The sequence below is a fragment of the Lentibacillus kimchii genome (assembly GCF_042666895.1).
Classification (GTDB): domain Bacteria; phylum Bacillota; class Bacilli; order Bacillales; family Amphibacillaceae; genus Lentibacillus; species Lentibacillus kimchii.
This window is the reverse complement of the sequence record NZ_JBHTGR010000005.1, coordinates 60,372-77,723: the sequence shown is the minus strand read 5'-3', so window position 1 is coordinate 77,723 and position 17,352 is coordinate 60,372. Positions and strand designations below refer to the sequence as shown.

The 17,352-nt window shown below is 43.1% G+C and carries 19 protein-coding genes and 1 tRNA gene; 11 read left to right on the top strand and 9 right to left on the bottom strand.

From position 1 onward, the window contains the following. Positions 1–17: 17 nt before the first annotated feature. Positions 18–1,832: an oligoendopeptidase F gene (gene pepF / locus ACFQU8_RS03165; protein ID WP_382357718.1), complete on the top strand. Its 1,815-nt coding sequence runs from the start codon at positions 18–20 to the stop codon at positions 1,830–1,832. Between the two features lie 649 nt (positions 1,833–2,481). On the opposite strand, the gene ACFQU8_RS03160 is transcribed toward pepF, so the two are convergent. Next, a complete protein-coding gene (locus tag ACFQU8_RS03160) occupies positions 2,482–3,378 on the bottom strand; it encodes a ClpXP adapter SpxH family protein (protein ID WP_382357717.1) in 897 nt (298 codons plus the stop codon). A 207-nt stretch (positions 3,379–3,585) separates the two neighbouring features. After that, the gene (locus tag ACFQU8_RS03155; protein WP_382357716.1) at positions 3,586–4,158 is read right to left on the bottom strand and encodes a CYTH domain-containing protein; all 573 of its coding nucleotides are present in this window, start codon (positions 4,156–4,158) and stop codon (positions 3,586–3,588) included. Between the two features lie 166 nt (positions 4,159–4,324). Here ACFQU8_RS03155 and ACFQU8_RS03150 point away from each other — a divergent pair, with 166 nt between their 5' ends. The 5 genes from ACFQU8_RS03150 to ACFQU8_RS03130 all read left to right on the top strand — a co-directional run bounded on the left by ACFQU8_RS03150 (position 4,325) and on the right by ACFQU8_RS03130 (position 8,756). Beyond that, positions 4,325–4,930: a GTP pyrophosphokinase gene (locus tag ACFQU8_RS03150; RefSeq protein WP_382357715.1), complete on the top strand. Its 606-nt coding sequence runs from the start codon at positions 4,325–4,327 to the stop codon at positions 4,928–4,930. Between the two features lie 12 nt (positions 4,931–4,942). Then, the gene (locus ACFQU8_RS03145) at positions 4,943–5,749 is read left to right on the top strand and encodes an NAD kinase (RefSeq protein WP_382357714.1); all 807 of its coding nucleotides are present in this window, start codon (positions 4,943–4,945) and stop codon (positions 5,747–5,749) included. A gap of 30 nt (positions 5,750–5,779) precedes the next feature. Further along, positions 5,780–6,649 carry an RluA family pseudouridine synthase gene (locus tag ACFQU8_RS03140; protein ID WP_382357713.1) on the top strand — a complete coding sequence of 290 codons (870 nt, stop codon included), beginning with the start codon at positions 5,780–5,782 and terminating at the stop codon, positions 6,647–6,649. Between the two features lie 93 nt (positions 6,650–6,742). Then, entirely contained in the window at positions 6,743–8,101 is a 1,359-nt protein-coding gene (mgtE, locus tag ACFQU8_RS03135) for a magnesium transporter (protein ID WP_382357712.1), read from the top strand. A gap of 145 nt (positions 8,102–8,246) precedes the next feature. Continuing rightward, the gene (locus ACFQU8_RS03130; RefSeq protein WP_382357711.1) at positions 8,247–8,756 is read left to right on the top strand and encodes a CotO family spore coat protein; all 510 of its coding nucleotides are present in this window, start codon (positions 8,247–8,249) and stop codon (positions 8,754–8,756) included. A gap of 73 nt (positions 8,757–8,829) precedes the next feature. Here the strand turns inward: ACFQU8_RS03130 and ACFQU8_RS03125 are convergent, their stop codons facing one another. Continuing rightward, positions 8,830–9,297: a CotY/CotZ family spore coat protein gene (locus ACFQU8_RS03125; protein ID WP_382357710.1), complete on the bottom strand. Its 468-nt coding sequence runs from the start codon at positions 9,295–9,297 to the stop codon at positions 8,830–8,832. A gap of 337 nt (positions 9,298–9,634) precedes the next feature. Here ACFQU8_RS03125 and ACFQU8_RS03120 point away from each other — a divergent pair, with 337 nt between their 5' ends. Beyond that, entirely contained in the window at positions 9,635–9,901 is a 267-nt protein-coding gene (locus ACFQU8_RS03120) for a hypothetical protein (protein WP_382357709.1), read from the top strand. 71 nt (positions 9,902–9,972) lie between these two features. Here ACFQU8_RS03120 and ACFQU8_RS03115 read toward each other — a convergent pair whose 3' ends face one another. From ACFQU8_RS03115 to ACFQU8_RS03100, 4 genes are all read right to left on the bottom strand, one after another. After that, the gene (locus ACFQU8_RS03115; RefSeq protein WP_382357708.1) at positions 9,973–10,668 is read right to left on the bottom strand and encodes a DUF421 domain-containing protein; all 696 of its coding nucleotides are present in this window, start codon (positions 10,666–10,668) and stop codon (positions 9,973–9,975) included. 377 nt (positions 10,669–11,045) lie between these two features. Then, the gene (locus tag ACFQU8_RS03110) at positions 11,046–11,471 is read right to left on the bottom strand and encodes a GNAT family N-acetyltransferase (protein ID WP_382357707.1); all 426 of its coding nucleotides are present in this window, start codon (positions 11,469–11,471) and stop codon (positions 11,046–11,048) included. After that, entirely contained in the window at positions 11,468–11,986 is a 519-nt protein-coding gene (locus tag ACFQU8_RS03105; protein ID WP_382357706.1) for a YjcG family protein, read from the bottom strand. The genes ACFQU8_RS03110 and ACFQU8_RS03105 overlap by 4 nt, the downstream gene beginning before the upstream one ends. A 107-nt stretch (positions 11,987–12,093) precedes the next feature. Further along, positions 12,094–12,807 (bottom strand): alpha/beta hydrolase, encoded by a 714-nt coding sequence (locus ACFQU8_RS03100; RefSeq protein WP_382357705.1) that lies wholly within the window; start codon positions 12,805–12,807, stop codon positions 12,094–12,096. Positions 12,808–13,002: 195 nt separating this feature from the next. On the opposite strand from ACFQU8_RS03100, the gene ACFQU8_RS03095 reads away from it, so the two are divergent. The 3 genes from ACFQU8_RS03095 to ACFQU8_RS03085 all read left to right on the top strand — a co-directional run bounded on the left by ACFQU8_RS03095 (position 13,003) and on the right by ACFQU8_RS03085 (position 14,726). Next, a complete protein-coding gene (locus ACFQU8_RS03095) occupies positions 13,003–13,680 on the top strand; it encodes a DUF421 domain-containing protein (protein ID WP_382357704.1) in 678 nt (225 codons plus the stop codon). Between the two features lie 117 nt (positions 13,681–13,797). After that, positions 13,798–13,959, top strand: a complete 162-nt coding sequence (locus ACFQU8_RS03090; protein WP_382357703.1) for a hypothetical protein — start codon at positions 13,798–13,800, stop codon at positions 13,957–13,959. 167 nt (positions 13,960–14,126) lie between these two features. Beyond that, a complete protein-coding gene (locus tag ACFQU8_RS03085) occupies positions 14,127–14,726 on the top strand; it encodes a nitroreductase family protein (RefSeq protein ID WP_382357702.1) in 600 nt (199 codons plus the stop codon). A gap of 292 nt (positions 14,727–15,018) precedes the next feature. Here the strand turns inward: ACFQU8_RS03085 and ACFQU8_RS03080 are convergent. Next, positions 15,019–15,091: transfer RNA gene (locus ACFQU8_RS03080), tRNA-Val, on the bottom strand. A gap of 195 nt (positions 15,092–15,286) precedes the next feature. On the opposite strand from ACFQU8_RS03080, the gene ACFQU8_RS03075 reads away from it, so the two are divergent. Beyond that, the gene (locus ACFQU8_RS03075; RefSeq protein WP_382357701.1) at positions 15,287–15,721 is read left to right on the top strand and encodes a universal stress protein; all 435 of its coding nucleotides are present in this window, start codon (positions 15,287–15,289) and stop codon (positions 15,719–15,721) included. 69 nt (positions 15,722–15,790) lie between these two features. On the opposite strand, the gene ahpF is transcribed toward ACFQU8_RS03075, so the two are convergent. Next, positions 15,791–17,350 (bottom strand): alkyl hydroperoxide reductase subunit F, encoded by a 1,560-nt coding sequence (gene ahpF, locus ACFQU8_RS03070; protein ID WP_382357918.1) that lies wholly within the window; start codon positions 17,348–17,350, stop codon positions 15,791–15,793. Positions 17,351–17,352 lie beyond the last annotated feature (2 nt).

Sequence of the window (17,352 nt, the reverse complement as noted above, 5' to 3'; positions counted from 1 at the left end):
GTAAAGGAGGCTAAATAATGGCAAATGAAACGAAAGAATTACCGGCAAGAAGTGATATACCAGAAGAACGAAAGTGGAATCTGGAAGATATTTTTGCAACCGATGCTGATTGGGAGGAGGAACTTAAAGCACTGCAGCGTGCGTTTCCGGAAATTGAAGCGTTTCAGGGAAAAATCGCTGAATCGGCACAAAATTTATACGATGTTTTGCAGTTGCAGGATAAGCTTTCAGAGCGGCTTGGACAGTTTTTTGCCTATGCACATATGCGCAGTGATGAGGATACAACGAATCCAACCTATCAGGCGATGGAAGCCAAAGCGGAAAACCTTTTGACGATTGCTTCTAGTTCCATGAGTTTTATTGTTCCAGAAATTTTAGCGATGGACGAAAGCAAATTGAAACGCTTTTTGGAGGAAAATAAGGATCTGCAGTTTTATGAACACGTTTTAAATGACATTAACCGGCAGCGTCCACACGTATTGAACGAAAGAGAGGAAGCTCTTTTAGCGGAAGCATCTGAACCTATGTCGAGTGCACCGAATACGTTCAGCATGTTAAATGATGCCGACTTAGAGTTTCCTTCCATAAAAAATGAAAAAGGGGAAGATGTTGATTTAACACAAGGCCGGTTTATAGGATTTATGCAATCGAATGACCGTGATGTCCGCAAATCAGCTTTTAATGCGATGTATGGCACATATGGTAAATTTATTAACACCTTTGCCTCGACACTCTCAGGTATGGTTAAAGCCAATAATTTCAATGCTAAAGTGCGGAACTATGATTCAGCACGTCAGGCAGCATTGGACAGCGATAACATACCAGAACAAGTCTATGATAATCTGATTGAGGCAGTTAATGAAAAACTTCCGCTGCTGCATCGTTACATGCGGTTGCGTAAACAGGTCCTGGGTCTTGATGAGCTGCATATGTATGATGTTTATACCCCGCTTGTTAAAGATGTCGACATGAGCTTTTCGTATGAAGAAGCACAGGATTATGTGCTTGAAGGACTAAAACCTCTCGGGGATGAGTATGTGAATACCGTGAACGAAGGTCTTAATAGCCGCTGGATTGACGTGGAGGAAAATAAGGGTAAACGCAGTGGTGCTTATTCATCCGGTTCGTATGGGACACATCCTTATATTTTGCTGAACTGGCAGAACCAATTGGATGACGTGTTTACACTGGCCCATGAACTCGGTCATTCCATGCACACATATTATACAACCCATAACCAGTCATTCCGCTATGGCAATTATTCAATCTTTGTGGCTGAGGTTGCTTCAACAACGAATGAAGCTTTAATGAATGATTACTTGCTGAATAAGGTTGAAGATGATAATGAAAAACTGTATTTGCTGAACCACTTTTTGGAGGGCTTCCGCGGGACAGTCTTCCGTCAGACGATGTTTGCAGAATTTGAACATGAAATTCATAAGCATGCGCAAAACGGTGAAGCTTTGACAGCTGAGAACCTGACATCTATTTATTATGATTTGAATAAAAAATATTATGGTGAAGACATGGTGTCAGATGAGGAAATCGGCAAGGAATGGGCGCGGATACCGCATTTCTACATGGATTACTATGTTTATCAGTATGCAACCGGCTACTCAGCTGCTACGACACTTGCTAATAAGATTCTGAGCGGCGAAGAAGGTGCTGTAGACCGCTACTTGGATTATCTTAAATCAGGAAGCAGTGATTATCCGATTGAAGTGCTGAAAAAAGCAGGCGTTGATATGACATCGAAAGAACCAATTCTGTCTGCCCTCGATGTGTTTGAGGAAAAACTGAATGAAATGGAAAACCTGCTGCTTAAAAAATAATCGAAAAAAGCTGCTACTGCACTAATGCGCAGTGGCAGCTTTTTATTGCTGATATTAAGGTTTCTGCGGATAGCACGGCGTGAACACTCGGCCAGTTATCAATGATCCATTACCGCATCCGTTTTTTTGTGTGAATATTTCGGTGTGTGAAGGAAAAAATTGTTAAATAAATCGAGATGAACAAAAATGGCAGTGTAATGTAGAGCGGGATAAGCTGCATTAGTCCGAGAAGGTTAAAAAATATGGCGACCACTGTCAGCAGAAAAAAAAGAAATGGGAGGAGATTTTTCATCCTATCACTCCTATATAAAGATAATCAGTAAAACGTTAAAGGATTCCTAATGAATGGTATGTGACAGAGCTGTGAAATAGACGTGTGACATTTTTGTGAAATAGTGAACACACTAATTGCGAAATAAACAGGCCACTGTTATTATTAAAATGTGATATAAATCACAAACAAAACCCCTTTGTTTTGATCATGAAACTTTCTCCTACCCCCCTTTGTTTAATACAGAGACGGAGAAAAACAGGATGTGCGCTGCCCCGTACATCCTGTTTTTTTGCATTGTTATAGACTTTTATTAGAAAGTCAGGGTGCAGACTATTAAAAAACGCCCATGAGCTTTTTTCGGCTCTGAGCGTTAGTCTAGTCAGCTATATATCTCCAAAACGTTCCGTGCTTAACAGGGATTTTTTCCACTGTCTGCTGCAGTTTTAGTTTTTTCATCTCCTTATCCGTTTTGCTTGCGGACCAGTCATAGACAACTGAGATTTCTCGATTGCCGACCACCTTGTAATATTTAAGAAAACTTTCAAGCGGCGGCTTGCTTGAGGGGACTGGATCTTTCTGCAGAATTTGTTTAAGAATCTGGACGTAAATATCATATGGATAAAGACCTGATACTTTAATCCCCTGATCGTCCGTCTTTTGATTAAAAAAGACAATCGACGGCACATAGTCTACATTCATCTCGCCGGTCAGTTTCAAATCCGATTGAAAGGCTCTTTTAGCTGAAGATGAGTACAAGTCATCGGTGAATTCATCAATATCCAGCTTGGCTTTTTGGGCGCAATGTTTAAGAACATCTGCGTCAGATATATTTTCTTTTCCCAAAAATGCACTTTCTTGCATGCGGCGCAGGAACGTTTTACCTGCCTTTTTGCCCTGTAATTCAGCTGCTTTGACAGCAATCGAAGCAAGCCATGGAGACGAGATGTTATTTTCCGTCCATAAGTCACCGTCACAACACATACCCGTTCGCGTGGCTGTTTTTTCCCATATGCGTTTTAATTGCTGCGGTTTATCAAAATTGTCTTTATTCAGTGAATGAAGCAATCCGCTGACGATGGGCTGTAAAGTGAAAAAACGCCCAAATTCCATGGACAGTTTTTTTAGAAAAGGCTCAAGTGACCAGCATTCCGGACACAATGGATCGATAAAAACATAAACCTCAACAGGCTTTTGAAAGGAATCGACATAGCTGTATGTTGACGATGTTTTTGTATTTGATGAGCCTTGCAGCTCCTGCTGATTCCAACGCACATCGATTCTCCTCTCTAGTGGATAGTCAAAAAGTGAGCGGATCAGCTTTTGGACGGTAACATTTTTTCGCCGTGTTAATACGCCCATTTTGCGTTATCATTTGAACAGCTTGTTTCGTATGGTTTACACATTTTTGCTTTAATTGATCGCACCTATATTTTAGCAATGTCACATAAGCATGGCAACAAATCCGATTACCTGCTCGGTTTAGCGGCCTGGCATAGCGGCAAAGAACCGCTGGATTTTATTAGGTGTTGCGCGTTTTTTTATATCAAAGTCTTCCAGTGTTTTGCTGATCGCCTGTTCGCCATCCGTTTTGGAAGCTGCTTCAATTTCCAATTCATAGTCGGTAATACCGTGATAGGTGCTTTCATCCAGGACGAAAACCAGGCTGCTGTCATCGAATTCCCGCCGTTTTGTTGTCATACTTCCAAAATAAAGCAAATCTTCAATTGAAATATTTTTGTCGGTGAGCCGTTTAATGACACTGCTTCCTGCTGTGCCTGCTCTGTTCAGCCAGTTATGGGCCTCTTCCGGCGTCAGTGTATCATGCGTTTCCAATAGACCATCCGTGCTGGGCTCCTTTAGTGTTAATGTGAATGCTTGTTCTTTTTCGCGTATTCGAAGCGCACATCCCAGGTCTTTCAGGGCAAAATCAGGGGTTTCAAAGTAATGGTTTGTTTGCACGTCAGGATATTCCGGGAAAGCCAGCCCTCCGAAGAGACGGTCAAACTCTTCTTTTATTAATAAATTTTTGTACTCAATTTCGATTTCCTGCACAAGCCATTCCTCCATCATTATAAATTTAAAACGTTGCTTCAAGACGTATGCAACCATATGCCTTTCTGAACTCATTATGGGAAATGATACGTCAATATGCAAAATAAGACCAGGAAAATATGTTATGATAAGTGACAGAAGATAGATTGGACAGGTGATGTGAACAATGCAATGGGACGCAATGCTTGCACCGTATGAACAGGCAGTGGAAGAACTGAAGATTAAATTAAAAGGCATACGCAAACAGTTTGAGTTTGATGCAAAGCATTCACCGATTGAATTTATAACTGGGCGTGTCAAACCAGTGCCAAGCGTTTTAGAAAAAGCTGAAGCTAAACGAATACCGCTTGACCGGCTTGAGGAACTGCAGGATATTGCGGGTGTCCGTGTTGTTTGCCCATTTGTTGGTGATATTTATACAATAGTCGAGATGATTCGCTCACGTGAAGACTTAACCATCAGTGAGGAAAAGGATTACGTGTCACATAAAAAAGAAAGCGGTTATCGCTCGTACCATATGATTATTGACTATCCTGTCGAAACAATTCAAGGTGTTAAAATTGTTATTGCTGAAATTCAGATCCGTACCCTGGCCATGAATTTCTGGGCAACAAATGAGCACTCTTTAAACTATAAATATAAAGGGAATATCCCATCTGATATTAAAGCCAGACTAAAACGTGCTGCAGAGGCAGCATTTAAGCTTGACGAAGAAATGTCCATCATTAAGAATGAAGTACAGGAAGCAAAACGAATGTTTTACCGGAAATGAGGAGGACAGCTATTGAAATTTGCGATTGTATCGAAAGGCGATGAACGCTCCAATAAAATTCAGGCAACCATCAAGCAATATCTAACGGATTTCGATTTGGATTACGATGAAGCAAGTCCTGATCTGGTCATTTCAATTGGCGGTGATGGTACGTTTCTGGAAGCATTTCATCAATATATTGATTGTCTCCATTACACCTCATTTATAGGGGTGCATACTGGTCATTTAGGCTTTTATGCGGACTGGACATCGGATGAAGTCGAAAAACTGATTATCGAAATTGCCAAAACGCCTTTTCAAGTGGTGGAATACCCGTTGCTTGAAGTTGTCATACGGGATGAAGATGGAGGCGAAGAAGACCGCTTTTTGGCCCTGAATGAATCGACAATCAAGACAGCTGAAGGTTCAGTTGTCTTCGATGTGGAAATTAAAGGCTCCCACTTTGAAACGTTTAGAGGCGATGGGCTGTGTGTGTCCACACCATCTGGGAGCACAGCTTACAATAAAGCGCTGGGTGGCGGCATTATCCATCCGTCACTCGAAGCATTTCAGTTAACTGAAATGGCTTCCATCAATAATCGGATGTTCCGCACGATTGGTTCACCGCTTATTTTGCCAAAGCATCATACATGTATGCTGAGACCTATCGGCAGTAAAAAGACATTCTTAATTGCAGTGGATCATTTTGCGAAGACTTATTCCCATGTGAAATCCATTCAATTCCGGGTTGCGGAAGAACAAATACGGTTTGCCCGGTTCAGGCCATTTCCCTTTTGGGACAGGGTGCGTGATTCATTTGTTACAGATGATAATGTTTGATAGGGACATGTTTAAGGATGGTGCTGCAGCATGAACTGGATAATCACCGCACAGCATGAAGGATTGATGGTACGAACTTATTTGCAGCGGGAGAAGCGATTTTCCAAACGGCTGCTAAAACAAGTGATCCATGGTGGTACCATCCAGGTGAATCATGCCACAACAACAGCAAGACATATTCTGAAAGACGGTGATGTGCTCAGCATCCGTTTGCCGGAAGAGAAAAAAGGTGCTATGATGACACCGGAAAAGATGCCGCTGGCTATTCTATATGAAGACGATGCGGTTCTCGTCCTTAACAAACCTGCTGGGAGAGCGTCCATTCCATCGATCAATCATTCGAGCGGAACCATGGCAAATGGTGTTTTGGCCTATTATGCGGAGAAAGGGTTGCCTTACACTTTCCATATCGTGACCAGACTTGATCGGAATACATCTGGCGTTATGCTGGTGGCAAAACATAGCTGGAGCCATTCACTTTTAGCGGAAGCACAGCGAAACGGCGTTGTGGAACCGACTTATTATACCATCATCGAAGGCCATCTGAAGCAAAAACAGGGCAGTATCAGTGCGCCCATAGGTCGCAAGGATGGCTCAATAATTGAGCGGACGGTCAGAAGTGATGGCAAAAAGGCTCTGACACATTACCAGGTTGTTAAGGAGACCACGGAGCATACATGCGTTCTCGTCAGGTTGGTGACAGGACGCACCCATCAAATCAGAGTCCATTTTGCACATATGGGGCATCCGATCGCCGGAGATGATTTATACGGCGGGGCTCTTTCTTTTTTTAAACGCCAAGCGCTGCATTGTTATCAATTAACATTTGTACACCCAGTGTCAAGTGAGCGCATGACGTTTAACGCTGAACTGGCGGATGATCTGCAATTCCCGTGTTAATCTGTGACAAGAAATCAGACACCATAGTGGCAATTGACGTTGTTGATAATCGTCCAGCTGGTGTCATACAACACCGAGAAAGGTTGTGCTCATATGGACAATAACGACAATGAAACAATCCTGGCAGAGGAATTGCAGCAGTCTGTTAAACATGACGATATGCAGGCTTTCCGCACCGCATTTTTCGATTTGCATCCTTATGATCAGGCCTCTTTTTTTACTGAACAGCCCAAAACCGTTCGCTTGCAAGTTTATACATATTTATCTCCAGAAGAAACAGCAGATTTTATAGAGCACATTGATCTGGCTGATATTCGACCGCTTGTCAGAGAAATGGACCCGCGCTTTGCTGCTATGGTGATAGCGGAAATGGCCACAGATGATGCGGTCGACATATTAAATGAACTGGAAAAAGATGTTGTTGTCAGCCTGCTGACCATCATGGATCAAAAAAGTTCTGCGGCGATTAAAGAGCTGCTTCATTATGAAGAAAAAACGGCTGGCAGTATTATGACCACCGAATATATTGCCATCGACGAATCTAAAACCGTGAATGAGACAATGGCTTATCTCCGGGCTGAGGCGCCTGAAGCGGAGACTATTTATTACTTGTACGTCGTTGACGAGGATAAGCACATTGCTGGTGTTTTATCACTGCGGGATCTGATTGTGGCAGAAGCGGATGTCCGGGTTGACCAGTTAATGAATGAAAGTATCTATGCGGTATCAGTCGCAGAGGATCAGGAAGACGTGGCGCAGATGATTCGTGATTACGATTTTCTGGCACTGCCTGTCGTTGATTTTCAAAATCATTTGCTTGGTATTATTACAGTCGATGATATTTTAGATGTGATGCATGAAGAAGCCGGTGAGGATTATTCGATGCTGGCTGGTGTATCCGAAATGGACCGATCAAAGGATGGTGTACTGAAATCAGCCAAAAAACGTTTGCCATGGCTTATCATTCTTTTATTTTTAGGAATGCTGACCGCCAGCCTGATTGGCCAGTTTGAGGATGCACTTGAAAAAGTAGCCGTGCTTGCTGTTTTCATACCGCTGATTGCTGATATGGGCGGGAATACAGGAACTCAGGCCCTGGCCATTGCTGTGCGCGGTATTACAACAGGAGAATACGGCAAGCAGGGAAAAATGAACCTTATTTTACGTGAGACAGGCATTGGCCTGATTAATGGGCTGGTTTGCGGTCCGATTATTGCTGTCATTGTTTATTTCTGGCATGATAATCTTGTTCTCGGTCTCCTGGTCGGATTATCGATTGCCTCAACACTGCTGGTGGCGACACTGGCAGGAGCGCTTGTTCCGCTTCTCATGCATCGATTGCACATTGATCCGGCTGTCGCTTCCGGCCCATTTATCACAACCATTAATGATATTATTTCTATTATGATCTACTTTGGAATGGCAACGTTATTTATGCAGTATTTAATTTAAAGTCAGGCTTAATCAAGCTGCCCGGTGGCTGCTGATTAAGCCTGTATTATGTTTGAAAATAATGGATGCTATAAGCAGGCAGACACACAAAGAAAACAGTTCTCATATAATGGGGTGATGAATGGTTAAAAAGGAGCTGATAGCAATGGCTAAAAAAGAGGCGAGAAATCCATTACTTTATATTCAGCAGCCGGGTATCAAACCACCAGAAGCAACCATGCAAAGTCATTACAGGACCCCCAAAAAAGAGAATCAGACCGAGTCTAAAAAAGTTAAGACACACCCGTTTAGCCGAAATTATTTTGAACATAAACAAGACATATATGAAGAGGCGGAAGAGGCGGATGTTCAGAGGGCTGAGCCAAGCGGCGAATTCCTTGATGACAACGACCAGCCAATTGATGAGCCTGCAGAAGATCAAGCGCGCAAAAAGCGGTTCAGGGATATGGACTTGGAAGAACGGATCAATTATTTTCTGGTGACGCCTGACCATGTCCCGGCTATGCGGGCTGAAGTTAAAACAGAGGATCAGAACTATCGTGGAAAGATTGTGGATTATCAGGATGCGACCGTCTATATGCGTGTGGGAAGGCGGCCAAAGCTGACAGAAATCCCGTTTGATACAGTTACAGAAATTCGTTTGATTGGCTTCTAGTGTCCATTTAATATGTGAAAATAAAATAAATAAAAACGGCACTCACCATTGAGGTAAGTGCCGTTTTTATTCATTACCTGAACGCGTTAATTGCTGGCAGGCATGTGACATGGCAAAAGCAGTCTAGATCTACAGTGATGCAAATGCCTGTGGCACACAAATGCTTCGTATATTGGTGGATTGGATCATGCGGTGATTCATTGTCATCATGTGGGTCGCGCAATAGTTCAACGACGGCACAGCAATTTTCGTCGATCTTTTTGACGCGGAAGTAAAAACTTGATGTCATGTTACTGACGTCATTCGGATTCGCACCATAACCTTTAAACGGCTCGCAGCCATCCCCGCAATAGAGTATAACGGGTACTGTATCCAGGCCATTGTTGCCGCCACCTCCATCTGACTCACCAAGAAGATCGTTTATAGACTTTTCACAGCTGGTGGAGCAGCAATTCTCGACGACATCCTGCTGGGCATCCTCAATTTCTTTTAGTACATCGCAGACACAGTTACCTGAACGATGGTCTTTTCCACATCCCATGAACGATTACCCCTTTCATGTTTTATTGACTTGATGTCTCTAATAGAGTATGTGCGGATGGGTATATGGTGTGGGCACTTGTCTCACCAGCATAAAAATATTCGGGCGGAGGTCGATTCGTGAACGTAAAAGGTGGATGGATTCAGTTAGCGGCGGGAATATAAGTCTGTACATTCAGACTTATTTATGCATAGACTAATAGCAATCATCTCATTTGAACTTTGTGTTGAAGCAAAAAGTTAGATTTTTGCGTGAATAGTGGAATATTTTGTACGCACAACGGGTATAGATAAGTAAGAACACATTTGAGGATGTGCAGAAAGGGGGGGGACGGATTATGGGTTATATACTGCCAGTGAATCATGATCAGTATTATAATTATCAAAGGCGTTCCATCAGAGAAGAGCAGAATCCCTTCCACATCGAAAAGCCAGCCAGGATCATTCTGAAAAAACTTAATCGTCAGGATTGGCAGTGGCGTTCGGATACCTATAGAACAGACAACCAGACTGCTTTAGAATTGAGACGACCTGGTCTGCCTGAAGCTGCTGAATTATATGGCCAATTGACCGGTAAAGGCCGGGAATTTAATCAATCTGTATAGAGAAGAGCGAACAGCGGGAGAACAAGAGTTGCAGAAGGAGGGTGGTAACCGCAGACGCCCTTCTTTATGCATTAGGTGCTCTTTTGATCATGATAAAGCGTTACAAACAGTTTTTGCTGGTTATCCTGCCACTCAGCATAAAAAACGTCGTCAATGGCCTGAATGTTTTGCCTGTGCAATTCATTTTCCAGCCATGTTTTTGTTAATTTCGCTTCTTCTAGATTGTCCCACACGATTTCGCCATCACTAATGACTGTTCTGCCAATTTTTACAGGCGTTGGCGTGACATTGAGATCAGCATTCGTGGGTGTCTGATAATCCGGTTTTTTCAATACAGAAATCGTGCCGTCCACTTCAAGAACAGCATACTCCACTTCTTCAACTGAAAAGACATCTTTAGAACGCAGCAAGTGCTGCAATTCATTAAGATTCAGCCGATTTTTCTTCAGAATATCATGGATAAGGAGACCTTTATGGATAACGAGAGAAGGCCGGCCTTCCATGACCGCTCGTGACCCTTTGAATTTCAGGGTGGTCTTTTCTGTAATGTACAGCAATAATCCCCATAGAACGACTAAAAAGGCGATTTCAGTTATCCCGGAATTTTTGTCAAATAAGGCGTTGCCAACAAGTTCCCCCAAGATAATAGCTGAAATAAAATCAAATGGCGTCAGAGCGGAAATCTGCGTTTTACCAAGGGCTTTTACCAACACGAATAAGGCAAAGAAACCAAAAACGGTATCAACGAGCATCAATAAGTATTTCAAGAACATTACCTCCTTCTGTAGGTAGTGTAACCATGATGGCATATGTCATACAGGAAGTAGAGGTGGTATTTGTTCTTAAAAAAATAGGCTGGGACAAACGTGCGAACCACTTGCGTGACTGAACCGCTCCGGAAATAGACGTCACTTTCCGCGGGCGGCTGGTGAGCCTTCTCGTGCTCGTCGCGTTAAAAGCTTTTTCGATGTAGCCTACGCTCCTCGCAGGTTGCAGCTTATTCGGCGAAGCTTTGCGCTGCGCTTGGCGCGCTCCGGGGTTTCACCTATCCTTTGCTCCCGCAGGAATCTCCGTCTTTTCCTCCGCTGAATCGGAGTATTGTTCGACGCTTGAGTTAGTCGCTTTCGTTATGTCCCAGCCTCAGTTAGCTCAATTGTTTGGACATGGCAACATGCGGAATGCCCGCTTCCATGAATTCTTCCGATATTGCATGATAGCCCAGTCTCTTATAAAAATGAATCGCATGTGTCTGAGCATTTAGTTGTGCTTCAGTATAACCTGCATTCTTTATGATCGTTTCCATCGCCTGGATCATCTGCGTTCCGAGGGATTGTCCGCGCTGCTGTTTAAGAACACAGATTCGTTCCAATTTGCCCAGGCTGTCAGCAAATCGGACACGGCCCACGGCAACGGGGCTGCCAGCATCATAGCCGAGCAAATGGATGGCCTCTTCATCATAGGCATCGATTTCTTCATCTGCCGGCACTTGCTGCTCGTCAACGAATACCGTTGTGCGAACAGCGAAAGCTTGCTGTTTTTCTTCCGCTGTTTCCACTACTTTGACGTTCATACAAATTCCTTACCAAATATAAAGGATTCATGAACATTCCAAATGCCATTATCGAGCTGATAGACCAAATGGAAGCGGTCAATCTTATCGGTGAGCTGAATATCTTTCATGCTGAGACTGCCATAAACATCTGAATATTCATCCTGGGAAAGATCCTGCGCCATTGTAATATGCGGAACAAATGAATACGTACGATTGTCCGGGAATTTGCCTGATTGCATTTTTTCCGCTAAGTCATACAAAGGCTGAACCGGTTCAACTTTTAAATAGATTGTGTTGGTAACCGGGGCAAAGGTGCTCACCTTATTGACGGTTAAGTCAAACGGTTTGGTTTCATTCGCGATATACTTTAATTCGGTTATCAATTCTGTGATTTTAGCATCGTCAGTATCAAATGCTTCTTTTAAGGTGAGATGAGGCGGAATCAGTGTATAGTGCGGATCATAACGTTTTCTGTAAGCATTAATTTCATCTTGAACCGGTTTTGAAGGAAATATAACAATACCGTAGTGCATGAAAAAACCTCCTCATTGTAATAACTGTGTTGCGTATTTTATAAACAGTTATGCACCCTAATTATAACAAACATAAAATTAATCTAAAATTAAAATGCGGTAAAATTTTAAATAGGCCCTAATATATTGGCAAATGCTTGTCTTAAATCATGCTGCCAATAGCCCCATGTATGGCGGCCATTTTCCAGTTCATGATAGGTGTTATCAACATGGGAAGTCTGCAGCAGATTATGAAGTTCACGGTTAGATGTTAAGAAGTCCTTTATATCGCCGTCGGTTGTTTCAACAGCAGTTTCTTCCGTGCCAATGGAGTGGTAAACAGCAATACTGGAAATGGCTTTTGCAGTTTTGACAGCATCTAAAACTGACTGATCCACGTAGGGCGATTGCATGATCACCTTGCCAAACGTATGCGGATACGTCAGGGCTGTCATCAAAGCTTGAGATCCTCCCAGTGAGTCGCCAGCCAGTGTTCGTGCATGGGCCATATAGAGGGAAGGAAAGCTGTCATCAAGATATGGAACCACCTCAAGGGCAAGAAATTTTCTGTAAGCGCGGCTTTGCTGGCCTTGCGGATGGTATTTTTCCCGGCGGTCCCATTTGTCGCTGTAATGGATTCCGACTAAAATGGTACCAGTTATAGCACCTTGTTCCTGCAGTTCGTCACACCACGTTGCAGCTCGTCCCATCTGATAATAATCATTTCCGTCCTGCATAATACAGAACTGATATTTGTACAGCGGTGAAAAGGCTTCCGGCTGATATATTTTCAGAGTCATTGTTTCCTGCAGATACTGACTGTGGAGCTGTTTTTCGGTCATGGTTCCTTTGTGTCTGATAATGACCACCTCGCTTGAGTGTGATTTGGGTTAAAACGTGATCGACTCAAGTTTATCATGTTTGGCTTCGATGTGTGACCTTTTAATCACCGGATCTGCTGTCAAAGCAGCGATGTTATATTTTTGACAGTCAAGGCAAATACTAATGGCCAAAAACAAGGTGAGGTGAGGATTCAGATGCTTTGGCTGATTGGAAAAACCGTTTTTCTATATTTTATTGTCATTATTATTATTCGCTTATTGGGAAAGTCAGCATTTGCCCAATTAACTGCACATGATATGGCTGGCATTTTTTTTGTGATTACGATTGCGTCCGGGCCAATAGTCACTGATCATTTTGGCCATACAATAACGGCTCTGGTGACGGTCAGTCTTGTCCATATTGGTATTTCCAGGTTAATGCTGCTCAATCGTCTAAAAAAACTTTTTATTGGCGAACCGGCAATTGTGATTAAACATGGCAATCTGGTCAAGGAAAACTTACAACATTTTCATATCACGCTGTCTGAATTGTTATCCGAATTAAGGGAAAAAGGCTATCCTGATATCGCATCAATCGATTATGCGATTATTGAGCCGTATGGGGGTATAAGTATTGTGCCAAAGCAGGAAGTGAGACCTGTCACATCGGATCAGCTGAATCTTGCAGTAAGCTATCAGGGTCTTCCTATTACAGTGATCGTGGAAGGCAGCATTCAACAGCAAAATTTAACATTGATTAATCGAGATAAGCAGTGGCTGATGCATGAATTAGAAAAAGCGGGGTTTTCGGGTCCGGGAACTATATTCTACGGCGCTGTCCGGGAGTTCAATCATTCGCTGGTCATTGATGACGGAACAGGTGATACAGGTTAATAAGGGGTGAAAACCTGGAAAATGTGATGATTTTTTTAAATATGTGTGGAAATGACGTCTCCTAAGTTTTTTTGCGTTACATTATAATAGACACGGATTTAAAAGGAGGATACGCTCATGGAAACAGGCGGAAATGAAAAAGCACAGCGATTGCAGGGAATGCTGGAAGAAGCCTTAACCTCTGTAACTGAAAGATTAGACGTATTAGAGCAGGAAATCGCCTCTGTCCGAAAAGAACAGAAAGAACTGAAAGAAATGCTGGAACATAAGGAAGAATAGTGTATTGCCATATGCAAAAGACTGAGCCTGACTATCATCTGTGGGGAAGTTAGCGACACTTGAGCAGGATACTAACGAACTTTAGACTGATCCGGTAAAATTAAGACTGTTATGTCAATTATTGGAACAAGATGTCGAAATAAAAAGGCTTAGGGAGATGTTATAAAATGGTCAGCGATTTTTACCACGCTTTAACAACAAGACACTCATATTATGAATTGGATAAAAACATACAGATATCCGATGAAAAGATTCAAGAGATCGTTGAATTTGCTGTAGCGCATACACCGTCCGCTTTCAATTCCCAAACGGCCCGTCTGGTAGTTTTATTGGGAGATGAACATGATAAGTTATGGGCTATTACAACGGAAAGGCTAAAACGGGAAGTTGGCGATAACGATTTTTCGAACACCCAGAAGAAAATGGATGCTTTTCAAGCGGGTTATGGAACCGTGTTATTCTTTGAAGATCAATCGGTCGTTCAGCGCTTCCAGAATGATTTTGCACTGTATGCTGATAAATTTCCTATTTGGTCAAGTGAGGCATCCGGTATGCACCAGTTAGTGGTATGGACGGCACTTGAATCAGAAGGGCTGGGAGCATCCCTGCAGCATTATAACCCGCTTATTGATGATGAGGTGAAAGAAACATGGAACATTCCTGATCACTGGGCATTGCATGCGCAGATGCCATTTGGCAATCCCACATCTTCTGTGAGCAAGAAGGACATGCAGCCTATTGCAGATCGTGTGAAGGTTTATAAATAAGGCAGTATCTAAAATATGGTGTGATTTGCGTTATCTTTTGATGTCAATTAATACTGAGTCCTCCTTGGTTCTATCATGTCGGAGTCGACGCTTCGATATCCTGTAATACGATACCAAGGGGCTCATTTTTGTATTAAACCTCACATTTTTCCTTGCAGGAATGCTCCGCTAATTTTGATTCGTTTTAAGTTTGATAAGTCTCTGTCCCAGTCTTTTTTTACTAAGAGGGACTATCGTCATCTGCTTACAATAAAAACGCCTACACCCGTTGGGGCGCAAGCGTTCTGCGGTATGATTCCGAGTGGGCTCGAACCACCGACCTCATGCCTGTCAAGCATGCGCTCTCCCAGCTGAGCTACGGAATCGTATATGTATTAATTTGTCGACAGTTAATAATATAACTGATTTATGGTTAACTGTCAATGGTTTTCTTATTGCCCCCTCCTGATTGGAAATGTCTTGCAAAGTCAAAATAATTAATCTGCTTTATCATGTATTTTATGTTAATCTACTATTAGGAGGAAAGAAGTTCTTCCTAATCTGCTAGAGGAGGGATGCAGATGAAACGAAAAATTCTGGTTGCCTATGATGGTTCTGATTTAAGTCATGAAGCACTGAATGAGGCCAAACTGCAGGCAAAAGGCGTTCCCGAGACGGAGGTTTATGTACTTGCGGTGGTGACTCAGGCAGGACCGGCCACCAATGCAACAGCTGCAAGCAGCTTTGAAAAGGAAATTGCGGATAAGTTCCATACCAAAATGGAAAAGATCAAGAGCGATTTTGAACAAAGCAATATAACTGTGTATACGGATGTAACGATTGACGTTGACAAGCGTAACGCAGGTGAGCAAATTTGCTCGTACGCTCTTGAACATCAGGCTGACTTAATCATAGTTGGCAGCCGGGGGCTCGGAGACGTAAAAAAACTGTTTCTTGGCAGTGTAAGCAATCGTGTTGTGGAGCTGTCACAATGCCCGGTTCTGATTATAAAATAATGTGTCATTAAAAAAGCGGCGCTTAACTGCTCGGGGCAGTCAGGCGCCGCTTAAAATGTGTTCCAGCGTTTAACTGGCATTACTTGCAGTGGGTGTTGTGTTCCGGATCATATAATCAAATGCACCTAAAGCGGCTGTTGCACCGGAACCCATAGAAATGATGATCTGTTTATAGGTCGTGTCGGTGCAATCGCCGGCAGCAAAAATCCCAGGAACATTTGTCGCACCTTGTTTATCAACGGCAAGCTCACCGTACTGGTTTTTTTCAATTGAGTCATCAAGCCATTCAGTATTTGGCAACAGTCCGATCTGAACAAAAACACCTTCAACGTCCAACTGATGGGATTCCTCAGTTTCACGATCAACGTAAGTCAGACCATTGACTGTTTCGTCACCGGTGATTTCGGTTGTCTGTGCATTTTTAATCACGGACACATTCGACATGCTGTTCAAACGATCCTGGAGAACGGAATCAGCTTTTAATACTGACGAACGTTCAAGAAGCGTAACATGTTTAACGAGTCCGGCAAGATCAATGGCTGCCTCTACACCGGAATTGCCGCCGCCGATCACTGCAACAGGTTTTCCTTCAAATAAAGGCCCGTCACAGTGTGGACAGTAGGCAACACCCTTGTTTCTGAATGCTTCTTCACCAGGGACATCGATTTGACGCCAGCGGGCTCCTGTCGCCAGGATGGCCGTTTTGCTTTCGAGAACAGCGCCATTTTCCAGCTCAACCTCAATGAAGTTGTCTTTTCTTTCGAGACGTTTAGCATTTTGCTGAGCCATGACGTCCACCTTATAATCAGAAACATGGTTTTCAAGATTAGCAGCTAAGTTAGGGCCATCTGTCTGTTTAACGCTAATGAAGTTTTCAATCGTATTCGTATCGAGAACCTGGCCGCCAACACGATCGGTTAAGATGCCAGTGCGGATGCCTTTACGGGCAGCATAAATGGCAGCGCTGCCCCCAGCTGAGCCGCCGCCGACAACAAGCACATCGAAAGGATCCTTATCAGCAAACTCTGATGCGTCTGCACCACTTCCCAGTTTTGTCAGGATTTCTTCAAGTTCCATGCGGCCGCTGCCCCATTCTTCGCCGTTTAAGAAGATAGTCGGAACGCCCATGATGTTATTCTGGTCAACTTCATCCTGATAAGCTCCGCCTTCAATCATGGTATGCGAAATATTGGGGTTCAGCACACTCATAATATTTAACGCCTGAACAACAACCGGGCAATTATGGCAGCTGAGACTGACATACGTTTCAAAATGATAGGTGCCTTCCATGTTTTTGATCCGGTCAATAACGCTCTGCTCTTCTTTTGGAGAACGTCCGCTTGCCTGAATCAGCGCGAGTACAAGTGATGTGAATTCATGTCCAAAAGGGACGCCGGCAAATGTGATGCCAGTGTCCTCATCGGCACGATTAACGCTGAAACTAGGGGTTCTCTTCAGTGCTACTTTCTCGATTGTGATTCTGGAAGACATGGAAGACAGCTCGTCCACCAATTCCTGCATTTGTTTAGATACATCATCAGAACCGATGCTGACTTTTAGTACTAAATCGCCTTCTAGAAGCTGCAGATATTGCTCTAATTGTGATTTAATTTCAGCGTTTAGCATAATTA